Origin of the sequence: Virgibacillus sp. W0181 (assembly GCF_051846915.1) — a bacterium.
GTDB lineage: Bacteria > Bacillota > Bacilli > Bacillales > Amphibacillaceae > JBPYCR01.
Genome location: NZ_JBPYCR010000044.1, coordinates 1 through 16,715, shown reverse-complemented (window position 1 = coordinate 16,715; position 16,715 = coordinate 1). Strand labels below are relative to the sequence as shown.

Here is a 16,715-nt window from a genome sequence, read left to right as displayed (position 1 = left end):
TTAAACGCTAGCTTCTTTTACTTCTTCTATATCCCTTTTGGCATCGGTTACTTTATAGACTATTGGATATAAAATAATTGTAATGAATAATGCGAACAAACCTGAAGGCAAACCAAATGGAAGTGGGATAATATACTGGAATGATAAGCCTAATAGTGCTCCAATTGTAAAAGTTACAATACCAGCATATCTATATTTAGGCTGTGCATTTATTTCATCTATATTGTAGTTCTGCTTTTTAACGATAAAATAATCTGCAATAATTGGTCCTGCTAAAGGCAGAAATGCTGCTCCTAAAATGGTAATGAAATCAGCAAAAAACATTTCATAAAATGCCATAGAGCCAAGGATTGTGCCTAGAATACCAGTGAAAAGCACAATGTTTTTTCGTTTTACAGGTTTCTTATATGATGCCAACACTGGACCTGCATAAAGTGAATTACAGTATAGTTCTGCATTATTGGTTGTCCATAGAGAGGCAGTCCAAGCAACTACACCAATAAGTGCAAGTAATAAACCCTTTTCAAGCATCCACTCTACATAGTTAAACTGTCCAACAGATACAGCACCAATGTAACCTACAATATTTAATAATGGATTCGTTAAAACGAAACAAGCTACAGCCCCAGCAAAGACCCCTTTTACTGTTTTATTAAAACGAAAGAAGTCAACACCCATAACAACCCCTGCGATCCAGCTACCTGTAACTACTGTGATTGCATTTCCTAAACCTAACCCGCCCAACTTATTAGCTTCCGTTAGGAATGGTGCAATTCCTCCACCTTCATTTAACATTCCAACTCCAACAATTATAGCGATAATCAATATTACTGGTGCTATAGGTGTTGCTACTCCTTCAATGGCTTTAATGCCAAAATAAGCTGTAAGAGTAAAGATTAACCCAAAAACAAAGCATGATAGAAAGTTTTCAAGTGTTATAGGTGGTATATTTTCATAACCTATTAATGATGGATTAAACACAGTTATTCCTGTAGGGTTCCCAATAAAAGATCCCCAAATTTGCCCTACCATACCTGTAATGCTTGCAAACCAACCTAATGTGAGTAAAGCCATAATAATTAATGGTAAATTTGTACCTATTTCTCCATATGAGTACCTTGAAATTAAAGCTAAATTTAAACCGGTTTTCTGTGCAATCACACCAAGTAAAAAAGTTAAAATAAGTAATGATCCCATACCTATTATAATTGCCCATAAAGCAGTTATCGGAGGTATTCCTGGTTGGCCTCCAAAACCTGCAAGTACTCCACCTACAAATAATCCAGTGACAACATAACCAAAACCTACCCATACCATTACTTGTTTCCAAGTAGACCTTCTTTCTGACATTGGTACAGATGAAAGCATTCTTTCCCCATCTTCAAGTAAGGTTTCATTTTCTTGAATACTATTAGTCATTTTGTTCCTCCTTTAATTTATTACTGCCTTTTAAATACACGATTACGAGTATTTTCAATATGAGATATCATCAATTCCTTTGCTTTTATTGCCTCCCTCCTTTTAATGAAGTGGATTAATTCTAAATGTTCATTTTTCATTGCTTGAGGGTTGCCCAACTTTAAATCAATGTATAGGATTCGTTGCATCCTTTCTAAGGTGTCGTTTACTAAATTAGTCAAATATTGATTGTTAGCGATTTCAGATAGATTCAAATGAAAAGCTAAATTTGCCTTCATAAATCCAATTTCACTATTTGAAGCCCTTGAGTTGATCGGGGTGTTAGCTATTGATTCTAGTCTTTTTATATCTTCACTTGTCGCATTTTTAGTTGCTAATTCAATTACACCTCCTTCCAATAAATTTCTTATTGTAAAAAGATCATCAAGTTTTTTGAAATCTAATTGGCTCACCATATATCCTTTAAAAGGGATAATATCGAGCAACCCTCTTTGAACTAATCGGTTAAAAGCATCTCTGACAGGAGTATTACTAATCTTGTAGCTTTTAGCAATCTCTCCAACAGTTATCAGTTCTCCTGGTTTCAATTTCCCATAAATAATCTTCTCTTTAAACTCTTCAGTAACTTTGTCAGAAAGAGACATTTTTTCTTTTTTCGTCATTAAATTCACCTGTTTTGTTTTGATCTAAAGTAACAGCGATATATCGCTGAAGTATTTGTAGTTATTATAGACACATTATAGAGAATAGTCAATACAATTTGATTATTTTACTTATTTAAAAAATAATTTTTTTGCTTAATTTATTAGAGTTAGTTCTGAATAGGTTAAGGATTCTTCTTATAATTTAAATTATCGAGTTTTCTCCCCTTTGTCGTAGCTTCTTACTCAATACAATATCCTCTTCTCAAACAGAAACCTAGTTAAAAATATCTAATTATTGAAACTTTTCTTTTTATTTAGTATCATTAACACATATATGCAAACGCTTTCACGAACCTTTTCGAAAAGGAGCTGATAAAGGACACGTATGCGCAATGTTATTGTGTAGTCTTAATTTAATCCACTGTTTATCACAAAAGGAGGAAAGTAAATGGGGATTCCGAAAGAAAAGTTAGTATGGATGTACGAAAAAATGGTTCAAATTAGACATTATGAGGAAACGATGGAAAAAGTTTATATGGAAGGTAAAACGCCTGCATTTAATATTGGCGCTGGTACTGTGCCAGGAGAAATGCATTTATCGAATGGACAAGAGCCTGCAGCAGTAGGGATTTGTGCACATTTAACAAAAGAAGATACGGTAGCTTCGCCGCACCGACCGCACCACCATGCTATTGCAAAGGGAGTAGACTTAAATAAGATGACGGCAGAAATGTTCGGGAAAGAAACAGGCCTCGGAAAAGGAAAAGGCGGACATATGCACTTGTTTGACCCTGACGTAAAATTTGCATGTAGTGGAATAGTTGGGGCAGGCATTCCACAAGCTGTCGGTGCTGCACTTGCTGCGAAGAAGAGAGGGACAGATGCTGTTGCGGTGGCCTTTATCGGAGAAGGGGCAGCAAATGCCGGTTCTTTTCATGAATCACTTAACTTAGCCGCTTTATGGAAACTACCAGTTATTGTCGTCGTCGAAGATAATCAATATGGTATTTCTGTACCAAAGGAAGTGGCAACATCTGTAGAATCGAACCATTTGCGTGCGTCTGCCTATGGAATCGTCGGGGAACGTGTGGACGACAATGACCCGATCGAAATGTACAAAGTGTCCGAACGAGCGGTAAAACGGGCAAGAAATGGGGAAGGTCCAACAATTATTGAAATAGAGACATATCGTTTTCTAGGACATTTTCAAGGAGATCCGGAGCTTTATCGGGGTGAAGGTGAAGTGCCAGCTTTACGGGAAAAAGACCCAATCAATCGTCTTAAGGCATCTATTCTATCGGAAGGGTTGGCTGATGACGCTGAGTTAGAAGAACGGGAAAATCGTGTGAAAGCGTTAGTTGATGAAGCGTATCAATTTGCTAGAGAAAGTGAGTACCCGGAGCCTGAAGCTGCACTGGAAGATCTTTTTGTAACGCCTTAATAAAAGATAAAGGAGGATCTCGCTATGGAAACTGCAAAAAAACAACGATTATTAACCGGAAATAAAGCAATGGCCGAGGCGATTGCACTTGAAATGGAAGAAAATAATGAAGTATTTGTTTTAGGTGAAGATGTGGGAAAGTATGGAGGTATTTTTGGATCAACGGAAGGACTGTTGGATAAATTTGGCCCCGACCGGATTATGGATACGCCAATTTCTGAAACAGCCTTTATTGGTGCTGCGATCGGAGCGGCTGCTGAAGGAATGCGACCAATTGCTGAGCTAATGTTCGTCGATTTTTATGGAGTTTGTATGGATCAAATATATAACCATATGGCCAAAATCCCTTACATGTCGGGTGGTAATGTAAAATTGCCGATGGTTCTCATGACTGCGGTTGGTGGTGAATATAATGATGCCGCCCAGCACTCCCAAACGCTTTATGCAACATTTGCCCATCTCCCTGGAATGAAAGTCGTTGCTCCAACTACGCCACATGATTTAAAGGGGATGATGACATCTGCCATCCGTGACGATGATCCAGTAGTGTTTATGTTTCATAAAACGCTTCAAGGATTAGGATGGATGGATCAATTGGATGCATCTGTCGGACATGTTCCGGAAGAAGCGTATACCGTTCCATTAGGAAAAGCAAATGTTGCTCGCGAAGGTGCTGACATTACGATTGTAGGCATCCAAATGATGACCGTATATGCACTTGAAGCAGCAGAAAAACTAGCGAAGGAAGGTATAAATGCTGAAGTCATCGATCTGCGCTCGCTCGTGCCGCTAGATAAGGATACAATTATCGATTCCGTTCGAAAAACACACCGGTTATTAGTCGTTGATGAAGATTATTTGTCGTATGGGATGACAGCCGAAATTAGTGCTGTAGTCGCTGAAGAAGCATTATATGAATTGGACGCTCCGATACGAAGACTAGCTATACCGGATGTTCCTATTCCATATAGCAGGCCGCTGGAGCAATTTGTCGTACCTAGTGCAGACAAAATCTATGAAACAGTCAAAGACATGCTGGACGAAGATTAATGCGCAAGGAGTGCAAAATACATGGCAGATATTATCCTACCAAGAATGGATGAAGACTATGATGAAAGCTCGGTCATATTTTGGCATAAACAAGAAGGAGACTCCATCCAAAAAGGCGATATTTTAGTTGAAGTCCAAACTGAGAAAGCAGTTCAGGAGCTGGAGGCAGAGACAGACGGTGTTTTAGAAAAAATAGTAGTGGTAAGGGGCGAGGTCGCAGCCATCGGGGATGTTTTAGGTGTTATTTCGGAAGGTGGAACGGACACTTCAAATGCAGAGGTAACTTCCGAAACATCTGAGACTCCTGTGGCAGCTACGGCAGAAGCAGAACGAAGGGAGCGCTCTTTCGTTAGAGTCGCCCCTCGTCTTCGCAGACTGGCAAAGGATCTAAATGTAGATCTCACAAAAATTCAAGGGACTGGCAATGGAGATAAAATTACCGAAAAAGATATTCGTACGGCTGCAGAAGTAGGCAGTTCAACGGTTGGTGAAAAATTGACTGGGATTCGACGAACAATTGCATCACGGATGAAGGAGAGCTTGCAAAATAGTGCTCAGTTAACAGAAACAGCATACGCGGATGTGACAAAGCTTGCTGATTTTCGGGATAACTATGAAAAAAAGATAAGCTGGAACAGTTGGATTTTATATGCTACTGTAAAGGCGTTACAAGAGCATCCCTATATGAACGGAACCTTTGAAGGTAACATGTGGAAAACAAGTAAAAAAATCCATCTAGGCGTTGCAGCGGATGCTGAGGACGGGCTATATGTCCCGGTTGTAAAGAATGCTGACAACTATAAGCCCGTAGATCTCGATCATGAAGTGAAAGCGTTAGTACAAGCAGTTCATACGAAAAAGATAGATTCCCAACAATTATCTGGGAGTACATTCACCGTAACAAATTTAGGAGGCTATGGGATTCATTTCTTTACACCAATCATTAATCCTCCTGAAGTCGGTATCCTCGGCGTCGGAAAAATTGAAACATACCTCGCTTTGGAGGATGGATCGGTAATTGAACGAATGCGGCTTCCGCTAAGCTTAACATTCGACCACCAAATCATTGACGGTGCGCCAGCTGCACGATTTTTGCAAACATTAATAACGTATTTAGAAGAAATGCCGAAAAAAATGGTGTAACAAAAGCTTGTATTCTCCCTGCGTCAGTTGTGCAGGGAGTTTTCTTTGAGTTTTGTGTAGAAGGTAATAAAGGATGTGCTTCTTAAAATGCTGTAAAAACAATGCATGTATTAAGGTAAACAATCAGGACTTTATATCTAATAATTTAAAGAACTATGAAAGAGGTGCTCCTATGAGGAACGATAGCATGAATCAATTTATTGAAGTTACAAAGAATTTAGCGATGTTATTGGATGTCGACTTAAATGCTATTCGTTTTACAAATAAAAATGTGGAAGATGAAACGTATTTATTACTAAACCATTCGCTTTCATTTAAAGAAGACGACAAGATAACGATTTCTTTAGCGGTAAATCAACATGTTGAGTTATCATTTGCACAGAAAATTGAAAAGGAAAAATCCAACTTACTAAGCAGTATACTAAAAAAACAATGGGAATATATTGAAAGAATTCAAGATGTACAATATCAATTAAATGCGAAAGACTTGCTCTTGTATAGTTCAAAAACTCTATCATCGTCTTTACGACTAAACGACGTTTTGAAGCAGATATTGGATAACACGTTAGAAGTGGTTGAAGCTGCAGATGCTGGCAGTATTTATCTTGTCGATGATGAAGAAACGTATTTAATTCCAAAGGTGACAAGCGGGTTTAATTGGAAATATATTAAGCATATTAAGTTTAAACCAGGAGAATCCATAACAGGGCTCACGTATTTAGAGCAAAAACCAATTATGTTTGAGCATTCAGATGATGTATATGAAGGGATGTCAACGATTAGTAAGGAAAACAGGAGATATTTTGACTTGGCAGTTCCTAAAGTATCCGGAGGTGTATCGGCGAAGTCTAAAAGTGCGATGTGCTGTCCATTTATTATTAATAATAAGTGTTATGGTGTCGTTTCGATTAACAACTTTTTGTCAAATGCTCATTTCAGAAAGGAGGATTTACAGCTTTTAGAAGCGGTTTGTAATCAAGCTTCTATGGCAATGGAACGAGGATTTTTGTTTGAGGAAATCGAAAATCAAGTGCAAAGTTTAAACCTATTAAATAAGGAGATTGAAAATAAAAATACGCGACTAGAGTTTGCAGCAAGAACGCATGAAAAATTGACAAATATTGTGTTACAGCAAAAAGGATTTGAAGAAATTGCAGAAACGGTAGCTCAAATTATACATAAAGAAGTTATAATCTATGACAGCTTTTCTCAGCAGTTAGCGAGTACGGTGGAAAAGGAAAGTGTGCTTCACCATATTCCACATTATATGGATAATCTAAGGGTAACCATTGATACAAAAAGGAAAATTACAATGGAAGATGATCCATATATCATAAATTTTTTACCTGTTATAGGTGCGGCAGAACTGAAGGGGCTTATTGTTGTAAAAGGGATGGAGAAACTCCGTAATGACGAGATTATTGCACTGGAGCAAGCGAGCACAGTTGTTGCATTAGAATTGTTAAAGCAAGAATCGATTGAAGAAGAAAAAGAACAAATGAAAGGAGATTTTTTAGAAGATGTTATCGAAAATGTAGATTTGGAATTAGTTAAAGCACAAGCACAGCATCTTGGCATTAAGGAAGGGAAGAAATACAACTTTATTTCCATGCAAATTGACCAGCCGCAAGGATTGCAGATAAAGATAAAACGGCTGAAATGGATTATTGAACAAATAATCGTGCAAAAAAATCCTGGGAGTATTTTGTTTTTAGGGAAAAATGGCATTCATGCATTAGTTTGCTGGAATGATAATGATAAAGAAGATGAGCTAATCGACAAGTGTTTTGCATTAATTGAGGAATGGAAAAAAGCAGTTACGTTCCATTTAAATGGACAGAATGTATCTTGTGTTATTGGTCGGTTTATTAATAAAATCGAGAAATTATCACAATCGTATTTGGATATTGTGAAAGGAGTAGATATTTTAAATCAAAAGAAGCTTAAAAATAAAATTATCACCTATAAAGATATGGGAATTTATCACATGATTATGAGGCTAACAAAGGAGGAACAATACCAATTTGTATATGATCATTTAAAACCGTTAATTGATTATAAACACAAAAATAAATCAGATTTATTTTTAACGCTTGAAGCATATTGTGAATTTAATCAGAAGGCAGATAAAGTTATTCAACATTTGCATTTACATAAAAACACGTTTACCTATCGCTTGAAAAGAGTTCAAGAAATATTAGGTGTTGATTTAACGGATGCAAACAACTATTTAAACATCTTATTCTGTTTTCGAATGATGGACACTTTTAGTGTAAAGAGTAAATGGTTAAAATTAGATGAATAAAAAAACCGCAATTTTATGTGCTAGCACCCATAAATATAATGGAATAATTGTGAAAAAATACTAAGATTTATTTGTCATAATATTCGATAATATTAGTAATCATTAAAAAACTTATGGGGAGGTACAAAAATTGTGTTTTTATGTCTTTAAGAAACGGAATGTTTCGAAATTATTGTTTTTTTCTTTAGTCGGTTTATTCATATTTGCAGCAGGGTGTATGCCTAAACAAGAGGAGACAATTGCGAACGATACATCACAAGAAGAAAATGGTACGGAAAAAGTAGGGGCGGAATCGTCTTCGGTTGGTACGTTTGTAGTAGATTTAGTGGCTGATGCAACGACGATGGATCCGGGTCAAGCAACAGACGTTAATACCCATCGGGTTCATTATAATATGTTTGATACGTTAGTGCAGTGGAAAGAAGAGGCTTTTGAAATAGCTCCAGGTTTAGCTGAAGAGTGGGAAGTTTCCGATGATGGGCTCGAATATGTCTTTTATTTACGAGAAGATGCAAAATTCCATGATGGAACAGATGTCGATGCCGAAGCGGTTAAATTTACGTATGAACGTATGATTGATGAAGATCATGAGCATCATTACGGCCCTTTTCCACTAGCAGACTTCTATTATGGAATGGTTGAAGAGATAGAAGTTATTGATCCTCTGACAGTTAAATTTGTTTTACAAGAAAAAACAGCATCCTTCTTGTTTAATATGGCTACAATCATTGGTGGAATTGTAAGTCCTACGGCTGTTAAAGAGTCTGGGGAAGATTTTTCTAGTTATGCCGTTGGTAGCGGGCCATTTAAGCTCGAAAATTGGCAAAGAGGTGTTCAAATTGAGTTAGCGCCACACAAAGCCTATTGGGATGGTGCTCCTGAAATAGATAAATTAGTGATTACACCGGTAAAGGAAGACCTTGTTCGTGTTACGCGGCTGATGAATGGTGAGTCTCAGCTAATTTATGATGTGAATCCAGACAGCATTGAAGAAATTGAAGGAGATGCAAGCTTGGAAATGATTAGGCAAGCGAGCCCACATCTTTGGTATATCGGGTTAAATATTAAAAAAGAACCATTTGGTGATCTAAAAGTAAGGCAAGCTGTTAACTATGCAATTGATAAGGAATCAATTGTGAATGACATTTTAAAAGGGACAGGGGTTGCGGCGACACAGCCATTAGCACCAGCTTATAACGGGCATGATCCGAGTATTGAAGGGTATCCGTATAATCCAGAAAAAGCAAAACAATTATTGGATGAAGCAGGATACAGTGAAGGCGATATTTCAATTAACTTTGTAATCCCGGAATCAGGCTCTGGAATGCAGCAGCCGGTTGCCATGTCTACCGCAATTCAAAGTTATTTAGCAGACGTCGGCATAGAAGTAGAAATTGAAAAAATGGAATGGGGTGCCTTTCTAGAAGAGGTAAACCAAGGTGGTCGAGATGTCAATGATATGTGGGCGCTTTCTTGGATGGCCATTACGGGTGACGACGATAACGTGATGACAAACCTTTATTCGTCGAATAACATACCGTTGTTTAACAGTGGCTATTATGAGAATGAAGAAGTAACTAATTTACTTGATGAAGCAAGAATAGAAACAGACTTAGAAAAGAGAAGTGCGCTTTATCAAAAGGCTTCTAAAATTATAACCGAAGAAGCTGCGATGTTATTCGTTGACTATGCGAAACAAACGGCAGCAATGGCTTCGGATATTAATGGATTTCAACTTCACCCATCACAAATGATGGATTTATCGAAGGTAGGAAAATAGTTTTGTACAAAGCGCCCGTTCCCTCTTACTAATGTAGTTTCGAGCGGGCGTATAATTTCTCATAGGCTATAGAAATGAGTATGTGAATCGCTTAAATATTTAAGAACGTATAAGCCACAGTAAGCGTCACATAAGGAGTGTAGGACCGTTATGTTTTCATATTTAATCCATCGAATCATTTGGCTGATCCCTGTATTTTTTGGGGTATCGATCCTAATATTTGTAGGCATGAGACTGGCACCTGGAGACCCCGCGCAATTATTGCTTGGCTCCTATGCTACAGAAGAAAGCTTAGCGCTGCTTAGAACGGAAATGGGATTGGATGCTAATATTTTTACACAATATTTTATTTGGTTAAGCGATATATTAACGCTTGATTTCGGTCGTTCCATTACGTATAACGAAGATGTTTTAACGCTTGTGTTATCAAAAATAGTCGCAACAGCGTACTTGGCAGTCGGCAGTCTATTAATTGCAATTCCAGTGGGGATGATCATTGGTATCATTACTGCGGTTAAACAAAATACATGGATTGATAGGGTATTAATCCTATTTCCATTAACCGGTATTAGCCTGCCAATTTTTTGGCTAGGTATGTTATTAATTATAATTTTTTCTGGAGCATTGGAATGGTTTCCATCTTCCGGTATTTATTCACCTGATGGTGGTGGAATGCTCGATTTACTTTATCATTTAGTTTTACCAGCAATTACGCTCTCACTTGTGCCAGCGTCAGTTATTGCAAGAATGATGCGATCTTCCATGCTTGAAGTAATAAGGCAAGATTATATACGAACGGCAAGAGCTAAAGGTGCAAAGGCGAAACGGGTTATATTAGTTCATGTGCTCCGTAATTCTTTAATTCCTGTAGTTACGGTTATCGGAATGCAAATTGGCTATGTAATTGGTGGAGCTGTAGTAGTAGAGGTTGTTTTTTCGTGGCCTGGAATTGGCCAAATGCTCATGAACGCAATATTAACGAGAGATTATCCTCTAGTAATTGGCGGAACGTTAATTTTAGCCTTAATCTTTGCGATCGTAAATTTAGTTGTTGATTTACTGTACAGCATTATTGATCCGAGAATTCAAACAAAATGACGATGAATAGGGCGTGAGGGGAGTTTTAAATGGTGGATGTAACAAAGGAAAATGCAGAACAGTTGCCTGTTGCTAATAAAAGGAAGTTATTACGTAGTGCTTTCAAAAAACATAATTATATTGTTGTAGGAGCAATACTCGTTGGATTGTTTGTATTTATAGCTATTTTAGCGCCAATCCTAGCTCCAATGAATCCGGATCAAGTAAATCCGGCAGCAAGACTTGCGAGTATTGGTACGGAAGGGCATATTTTAGGAACGGACCATTTAGGGCGGGATATGCTAAGTCGCTTGATTTATGGAAGCCAAGTTACATTACTAAGTGGATTAGCTGCTGCACTTATGGCAATGCTTGCTGGTGTTAGCCTTGGGGTGTTTGCAGCGATGAGTCATAAACGAATTGATAACATAATTATGCGTTTTATTGACGTGTTAATGGCGTTTCCAGCAATATTATTAGCAATCTTAATTGTTGCCTTTTTAGGGCCAGGGTTAAAAAATGCGTTAATTGCTGTGGCTTTAGTAAATATCCCATTTTATGCACGATTAACCCGTTCAGTAACTTTATCGTTAAAAGAAATGGAATTTATTGAGGCATCAAATGCAATCGGAAATCGTAAAAGTAAAACAGTGTTTAAACATATTTTGCCAAATATATCTGCCTATATCGTCGTTCAATCGATGATGAATATTGGTTGGATGATAACTGAAACAGCTTCACTTAGCTTTTTAGGTTTAGGAGCACAGCCGCCAACTGCTGATTGGGGAAGTATGCTCGGTGAAGGGCGTTCGATTATGACAATTGCTCCTTTGACCGTAGCATTACCGGGGGTTTGTATCTTTCTAGTGGTAATGGGCTTTAACTTGTTAGGGGATGGATTGAGAGATTATTTAGACCCGAAACTTAAAGATAGGTAGAAGAAGGTGATAACGTGAGCGACTTATTGTCCATTCAAGAGCTTGAAACAACGTTCTTTACAGCTGAAGGAAATATAACAGCTGTTGATCAGGTGAGCTTTGATTTGAAAAAGGGAGAAATTGTAGGCATTGTAGGAGAATCTGGAAGTGGGAAAAGTATTACTTCCCTGTCGATTATGGGGCTCGTTCCTTCTCCTCCTGGAGAAATTACAGGTGGGAAGATTCTTTATAAAGGGAAAGACTTACGCAAACTTAAAAAAGAGGATTTGCGAAAATTGCGCGGGAAAGAAATAGCGATGATCTTTCAAGAGCCAATGACTTCATTAAATCCTGTATATACAATTGGTTATCAGCTCGATGAAGCAATTATGCTGCATGATCCCTTAGATAAAAAACAGATTCGGAATCGATCCGTCGAGCTACTGAATTTAGTCGGCATCCCGCGAGCGGAAGAAATTGTTAAAGAGTATCCTCATCAATTATCCGGTGGCATGCGTCAACGTGTCATGATCGCTATGGCAATGGCCTGTAATCCTGATTTATTAATAGCAGATGAGCCGACAACTGCACTCGATGTAACGATTCAGGCACAAATTTTGGAGTTATTGAAAAATCTCCAAGCTGAAAAAGGGCTTTCGGTATTGTTGATTACCCACGACCTTGGCGTAGTTGCTGAGACGTGCCAACAAGTTTTAGTTATGTATGCCGGACAAATTGTAGAAAAGGCAAATGTAAAAGATCTTTTTTTAAAACCTCAACATCCATATACAATTGGGTTAATGAAATCAATTCCGAAACTATCCGATGATACAGGAGAGCTATACTCGATCCCTGGTCACGTAGCAAATCCTTTAGAAAAAGTAGAAGGCTGCCGATTTGCTGAAAGGTGTGCAAAAGCAACCGACGCATGCTTTAACGAATTGCCTCCGTTAACGGCAATGAACGAAGATAGCGAGCATTATTATCGCTGTTGGCACCCTGGAAAGGATGGAGAATATGAGTAAGACACTGCTTGAAATTAACAAGTTGAAAAAACACTTTCCAATTAAAAATGGCATGTTTAAGAGGAAGCAATATGTTAAAGCAGTAAATGATGTGACAATGTCTATTGACCAAGGGGAAGTATTCGGTTTGGTCGGTGAAAGTGGTTGTGGAAAGTCAACGACGGGAAGATTAATTTTAAACCTTCTTGAAGCGACAGACGGGCAAATTATTTTTGAAGGGAAAGATATAGCGTATTTATCAAAAGCAGAGCTACGTTTATTGAAAAAGGATATGCAAATTATATTTCAAGACCCTTTCGCTTCATTAGACCCGCGAATGAAAGTGTATAACATTATTGCTGAACCAATGATTACGCATAAATTGTTTAGAACGAAAGAAGAGCTTGATAAAGAGGTTAGGCGATTAATCAATGTAGTGGGATTAAAAGAATATCATTTAGATCGGTATCCACATGAATTTAGTGGTGGGCAAAGGCAACGGATAAGCATTGCTCGATCCTTGGCGTTAAATCCTAAGTTTATTGTTGCAGATGAATCCGTATCTGCATTAGACGTCTCGATTCAATCACAAATTTTGAATTTATTAAAGAAACTTCAAACAGAATACAATTTAACTATTTTATTTATTTCTCATGATCTAAGTGTTATTAAATATATTAGTGATCAAGTTGGTGTAATGTATTTAGGAAATGTAGTTGAAAAAGGAAAAAAGGAAAATATATTTAAAGATCCTTTACATCCGTATACCAAAGCTTTATTGTCTGCCGTTCCTATACCAGACCCGACAATAAATAGAAAAAGAATAATATTAGAAGGAGACATTCCTAGTCCGACCAATCCTCCGACTGGATGCCCACTTCATCCACGTTGCCCGATGAAAATGGATGTTTGTGAAGTGGAGGTACCTAAATTACGCGAGGCACATCACGGCCATTACGTATCCTGTCATTTATATGATGAAAAGTAAAGGATCGAAGGGTTATGTTGCTAAACAATTATTACAGGCTAATAAATATTACATTTTTTGATATAGACAAGTGAATTTCAAAATACAAATTTAATCATGAGTTTAACGGTGGTGACTATCACTACTCGCGGATGCTGTCCACGAGAAGGGCATGTTTAATAGATGGATAAACATCCGAACGGCAGTACAATGCTTTGAAGTGCAGGAGGTATCATATGTCCATTGGATCAAAGATAAAAATAAATAAAGAACGATTGTGGAAATCAATAAATGAGTTGGGAAATATAGGCATTAAGGAAGAACAAGGGGTTACGAGACTTTCTTTAACTAAAGAGGACATGGAAGCAAGATGCTATATTATGGATTTAATGGAGATAGCCGGATTACAAGTGAGCGTTGATGCAATTGGAAATATTTTTGGAAAAATCGAAGGCAATGATAAAACAGCTCCCGTAGTTATGGCAGGGTCACATATAGATACTGTTTTTAATGGTGGAAAATTTGACGGAGCTTTAGGAGTTTTAGCAGGAATAGAAGCTGCTCGAACGATCAAGGAAAATCAAATAGCTCTTAAACACCCTATTGAAATCGTTTCTTTCACGGATGAAGAAGGTGCCCGATTTAACACTGGATTTATCGGAAGCAAAGCTTTAACAGGATATTTGACAGAAGAAGATCTAGAGAAAAAGGACAAAGATGGGGTACGAATGGATGAATCACTTATACATGCTGGTTTTCATCCAGAAGCATATACTTCAGCTATAAAAAATTCAAATGATATTAAAGCATATTTAGAACTTCACATCGAACAAGGGAGGGTACTTGAAACAGAAAATTTACCCATTGGAATTGTGACAGATATTCAAGGTACCGTATGGATTGATGTCGCATTTATTGGGAGAGCCGATCATGCTGGGGCGACACCGATGTCTATTCGAATAGACGCCTCTTTAGCGATGTCTGAATCACTGCCGTTAATTGAAAAGGCAGCAATAAAATGGGGCGGTGTAGCTACTGTAGGGACGATGCAATTTTATCCAGGAGGAATTAACATTATCCCTGAAAAAGTTATGTTTACGATCGATTGCCGGCATGTCGATAAAACGATGCGCGAACAAATGAGAAATGAAATAATCGGACTACTCCATCAATGTGCTGAAAAGAGAAGGTTAAAAGCAGAGGTTCAAGTGAATGTTGAGGTTGATCCTGCATCCTGTTCACCAAAAATTACGAAAGTATTTGAAAACGTGTTTACTCAAACGGGTTTACCTTTATATAAAATGAGATGTGGGGCAGGTCACGATGCATTATTCATGTCGAAAGTTACCGACTTTGGTATGGTACTGGTCCGGTCAAAGGATGGTATTAGTCATAATCCCAACGAATGGAGTTCGAAGGAGGATTGTTCCATAGGTACACAGGTGCTCTATGAAGCGCTTATCCATTTAGCAAAATAATGGAATGGGGGTACGAGTTAATTGAACAAGCTAAAGCATTTGTATGGTAATAGACACCATACACCGGAAATTAGAAAAGACGAGACGGCTGTTATTATAACAGATATGCAATACTTCGATACGAAGCGGGGTTTCGGAATTTTAGCAGAAATGATAAAAGATGATGATATTTTAAGCTATTACTATGATCGAATCGAGCAAATGATAATTCCGTCGATTCAAAAGTTACTCCAATTTTGCAGACAAAATGGAGTCGAAGTTATCTATTCCAAAATCGAATCACTCACAGCCGATGGCAGAGATCGAAGTCTTAGTCATAAACGGCTAAATATACATGTAAAAAAAGGAACAAAAGAGGCTGAAATTATTGATGAGATTGCACCCAAGGATAATGAAATTGTATTGAGCAAAACCGCATCTGGAGTATTTGGAACAACGAATATAGATTATATATTAAAAAATTTAGGGATTAAAAACGTAATTGTCACAGGTGTATTAACAAATGAATGTGTTGAGAATTGCGTTCGTTCCGCTGCTGATCACGGATATGATGTATATATCCCTGAAGAAACAGTCGGCGCACTTACGGAAGAGCTACATGAGTACTCTTTAACTACACTAGGAAATGCTTATGCAACAGTAACAGATGTGGATGAATTACTTCGTAGATTTAATATGGATAACATTGGAAGTGATGTACTAAAATAGTCGCTTTTGTCACATGAGCACCATTCGAATGATTTGTATGAAAAAGTGCTTGCAAATCAATGACATGCCCCCAATTGTGCAGATAGGGGGCATTCGTATTGTAGAATTATTAATTAGAGAAATAAAATTTCCATCTTTTACGCTTTTACGTAAGTGATAGAACCTATATAGACAACATCGTATTAATTAAAATTAAAAGAGAACGCAAAAATTTAGAAGCAAGAAGGGAATCATTAGAATTTCAGACGATTCGATATGCTGATAAATGTGCAACGATTGATGACCAGAAGATTTAGTATACAAAATATATACTTCTTACATTGAAGAGTATCGTAATGAATTTGATGTAAATCAGCACATTATTTCAGGCACCGATTTTCGCATTAATTCGGCGGAAAATCTTAAATGTGCTATTTTAATCACTTTATTTCCGTTTAAAAAAGCATTTGCCAAATTATTTCCCTTGAATCTATAAAAAACCCTCTTAAAAAACTGAACTGACCCCATCACCTTATATATAATTGACACTTTAACATGGACCAGTACTTTGCTAAAATGAGAAAAAGTTCATAATAAGGTAGGTATACAAATATGGAAAATACACATAGTTATTCAAAGACACATCAAAAAACGTTTGATTTAATTTTAACATCGATGTTAATTGCGCTTGTTTTCGTTTCTACCGCATTTTTGAATATTAGACTGCCAATTGCTTCAAATGGAGGGTTAGTTCATTTAGGAACAGCTATGCTTTTTACTGCCTCTATTTTATTTGGACCTAA

Annotated in this window: 14 protein-coding genes; 12 read left to right on the top strand and 2 right to left on the bottom strand. The window is 37.4% G+C overall.

Translation table 11 applies throughout. The features are described from left to right. Together ACLIBG_RS13990 and ACLIBG_RS13985 are read right to left on the bottom strand one after the other, a co-directional pair. On the bottom strand, positions 1-1,419 hold the full coding sequence (locus tag ACLIBG_RS13990; RefSeq protein ID WP_439313390.1) for a purine-cytosine permease family protein: 1,419 nt from the start codon (positions 1,417-1,419) through the stop codon (positions 1-3). 20 nt (positions 1,420-1,439) lie between these two features. Then, the gene (locus ACLIBG_RS13985; RefSeq protein WP_439313389.1) at positions 1,440-2,081 is read right to left on the bottom strand and encodes a GntR family transcriptional regulator; all 642 of its coding nucleotides are present in this window, start codon (positions 2,079-2,081) and stop codon (positions 1,440-1,442) included. A 430-nt stretch (positions 2,082-2,511) separates the two neighbouring features. On the opposite strand from ACLIBG_RS13985, the gene ACLIBG_RS13980 reads away from it, so the two are divergent. From ACLIBG_RS13980 to ACLIBG_RS13925, 12 genes are all read left to right on the top strand, one after another. Continuing rightward, entirely contained in the window at positions 2,512-3,504 is a 993-nt protein-coding gene (locus tag ACLIBG_RS13980) for a thiamine pyrophosphate-dependent dehydrogenase E1 component subunit alpha (protein ID WP_439313388.1), read from the top strand. Between the two features lie 24 nt (positions 3,505-3,528). Beyond that, on the top strand, positions 3,529-4,554 hold the full coding sequence (locus ACLIBG_RS13975; RefSeq protein ID WP_439313387.1) for an alpha-ketoacid dehydrogenase subunit beta: 1,026 nt from the start codon (positions 3,529-3,531) through the stop codon (positions 4,552-4,554). A 21-nt stretch (positions 4,555-4,575) separates the two neighbouring features. Further along, the gene (locus ACLIBG_RS13970; protein ID WP_439313386.1) at positions 4,576-5,697 is read left to right on the top strand and encodes a dihydrolipoamide acetyltransferase family protein; all 1,122 of its coding nucleotides are present in this window, start codon (positions 4,576-4,578) and stop codon (positions 5,695-5,697) included. Positions 5,698-5,869: 172 nt separating this feature from the next. After that, the gene (locus ACLIBG_RS13965; protein ID WP_439313385.1) at positions 5,870-8,002 is read left to right on the top strand and encodes a helix-turn-helix domain-containing protein; all 2,133 of its coding nucleotides are present in this window, start codon (positions 5,870-5,872) and stop codon (positions 8,000-8,002) included. Between the two features lie 130 nt (positions 8,003-8,132). Next, positions 8,133-9,782, top strand: coding sequence for an ABC transporter substrate-binding protein (locus ACLIBG_RS13960; RefSeq protein ID WP_439313384.1), 1,650 nt, complete (start codon positions 8,133-8,135; stop codon positions 9,780-9,782). 150 nt (positions 9,783-9,932) lie between these two features. Beyond that, a complete protein-coding gene (locus tag ACLIBG_RS13955; RefSeq protein WP_439313383.1) occupies positions 9,933-10,880 on the top strand; it encodes an ABC transporter permease in 948 nt (315 codons plus the stop codon). Between the two features lie 29 nt (positions 10,881-10,909). After that, positions 10,910-11,797, top strand: coding sequence for an ABC transporter permease (locus ACLIBG_RS13950; RefSeq protein ID WP_439313382.1), 888 nt, complete (start codon positions 10,910-10,912; stop codon positions 11,795-11,797). 14 nt (positions 11,798-11,811) lie between these two features. Beyond that, positions 11,812-12,801: an ABC transporter ATP-binding protein gene (locus ACLIBG_RS13945; RefSeq protein WP_439313381.1), complete on the top strand. Its 990-nt coding sequence runs from the start codon at positions 11,812-11,814 to the stop codon at positions 12,799-12,801. After that, the gene (locus tag ACLIBG_RS13940; RefSeq protein ID WP_439313380.1) at positions 12,794-13,768 is read left to right on the top strand and encodes an ABC transporter ATP-binding protein; all 975 of its coding nucleotides are present in this window, start codon (positions 12,794-12,796) and stop codon (positions 13,766-13,768) included. The genes ACLIBG_RS13945 and ACLIBG_RS13940 overlap by 8 nt, the downstream gene beginning before the upstream one ends. 215 nt (positions 13,769-13,983) lie before the next feature. Next, entirely contained in the window at positions 13,984-15,225 is a 1,242-nt protein-coding gene (locus tag ACLIBG_RS13935) for a Zn-dependent hydrolase (protein WP_439313379.1), read from the top strand. A gap of 21 nt (positions 15,226-15,246) precedes the next feature. Further along, a complete protein-coding gene (locus ACLIBG_RS13930) occupies positions 15,247-15,933 on the top strand; it encodes a cysteine hydrolase family protein (protein WP_439313378.1) in 687 nt (228 codons plus the stop codon). Positions 15,934-16,524: 591 nt separating this feature from the next. Next, positions 16,525-16,715: ECF transporter S component (locus ACLIBG_RS13925; protein WP_439313377.1), on the top strand; the 191-nt coding region annotated here is incomplete at its 3' end.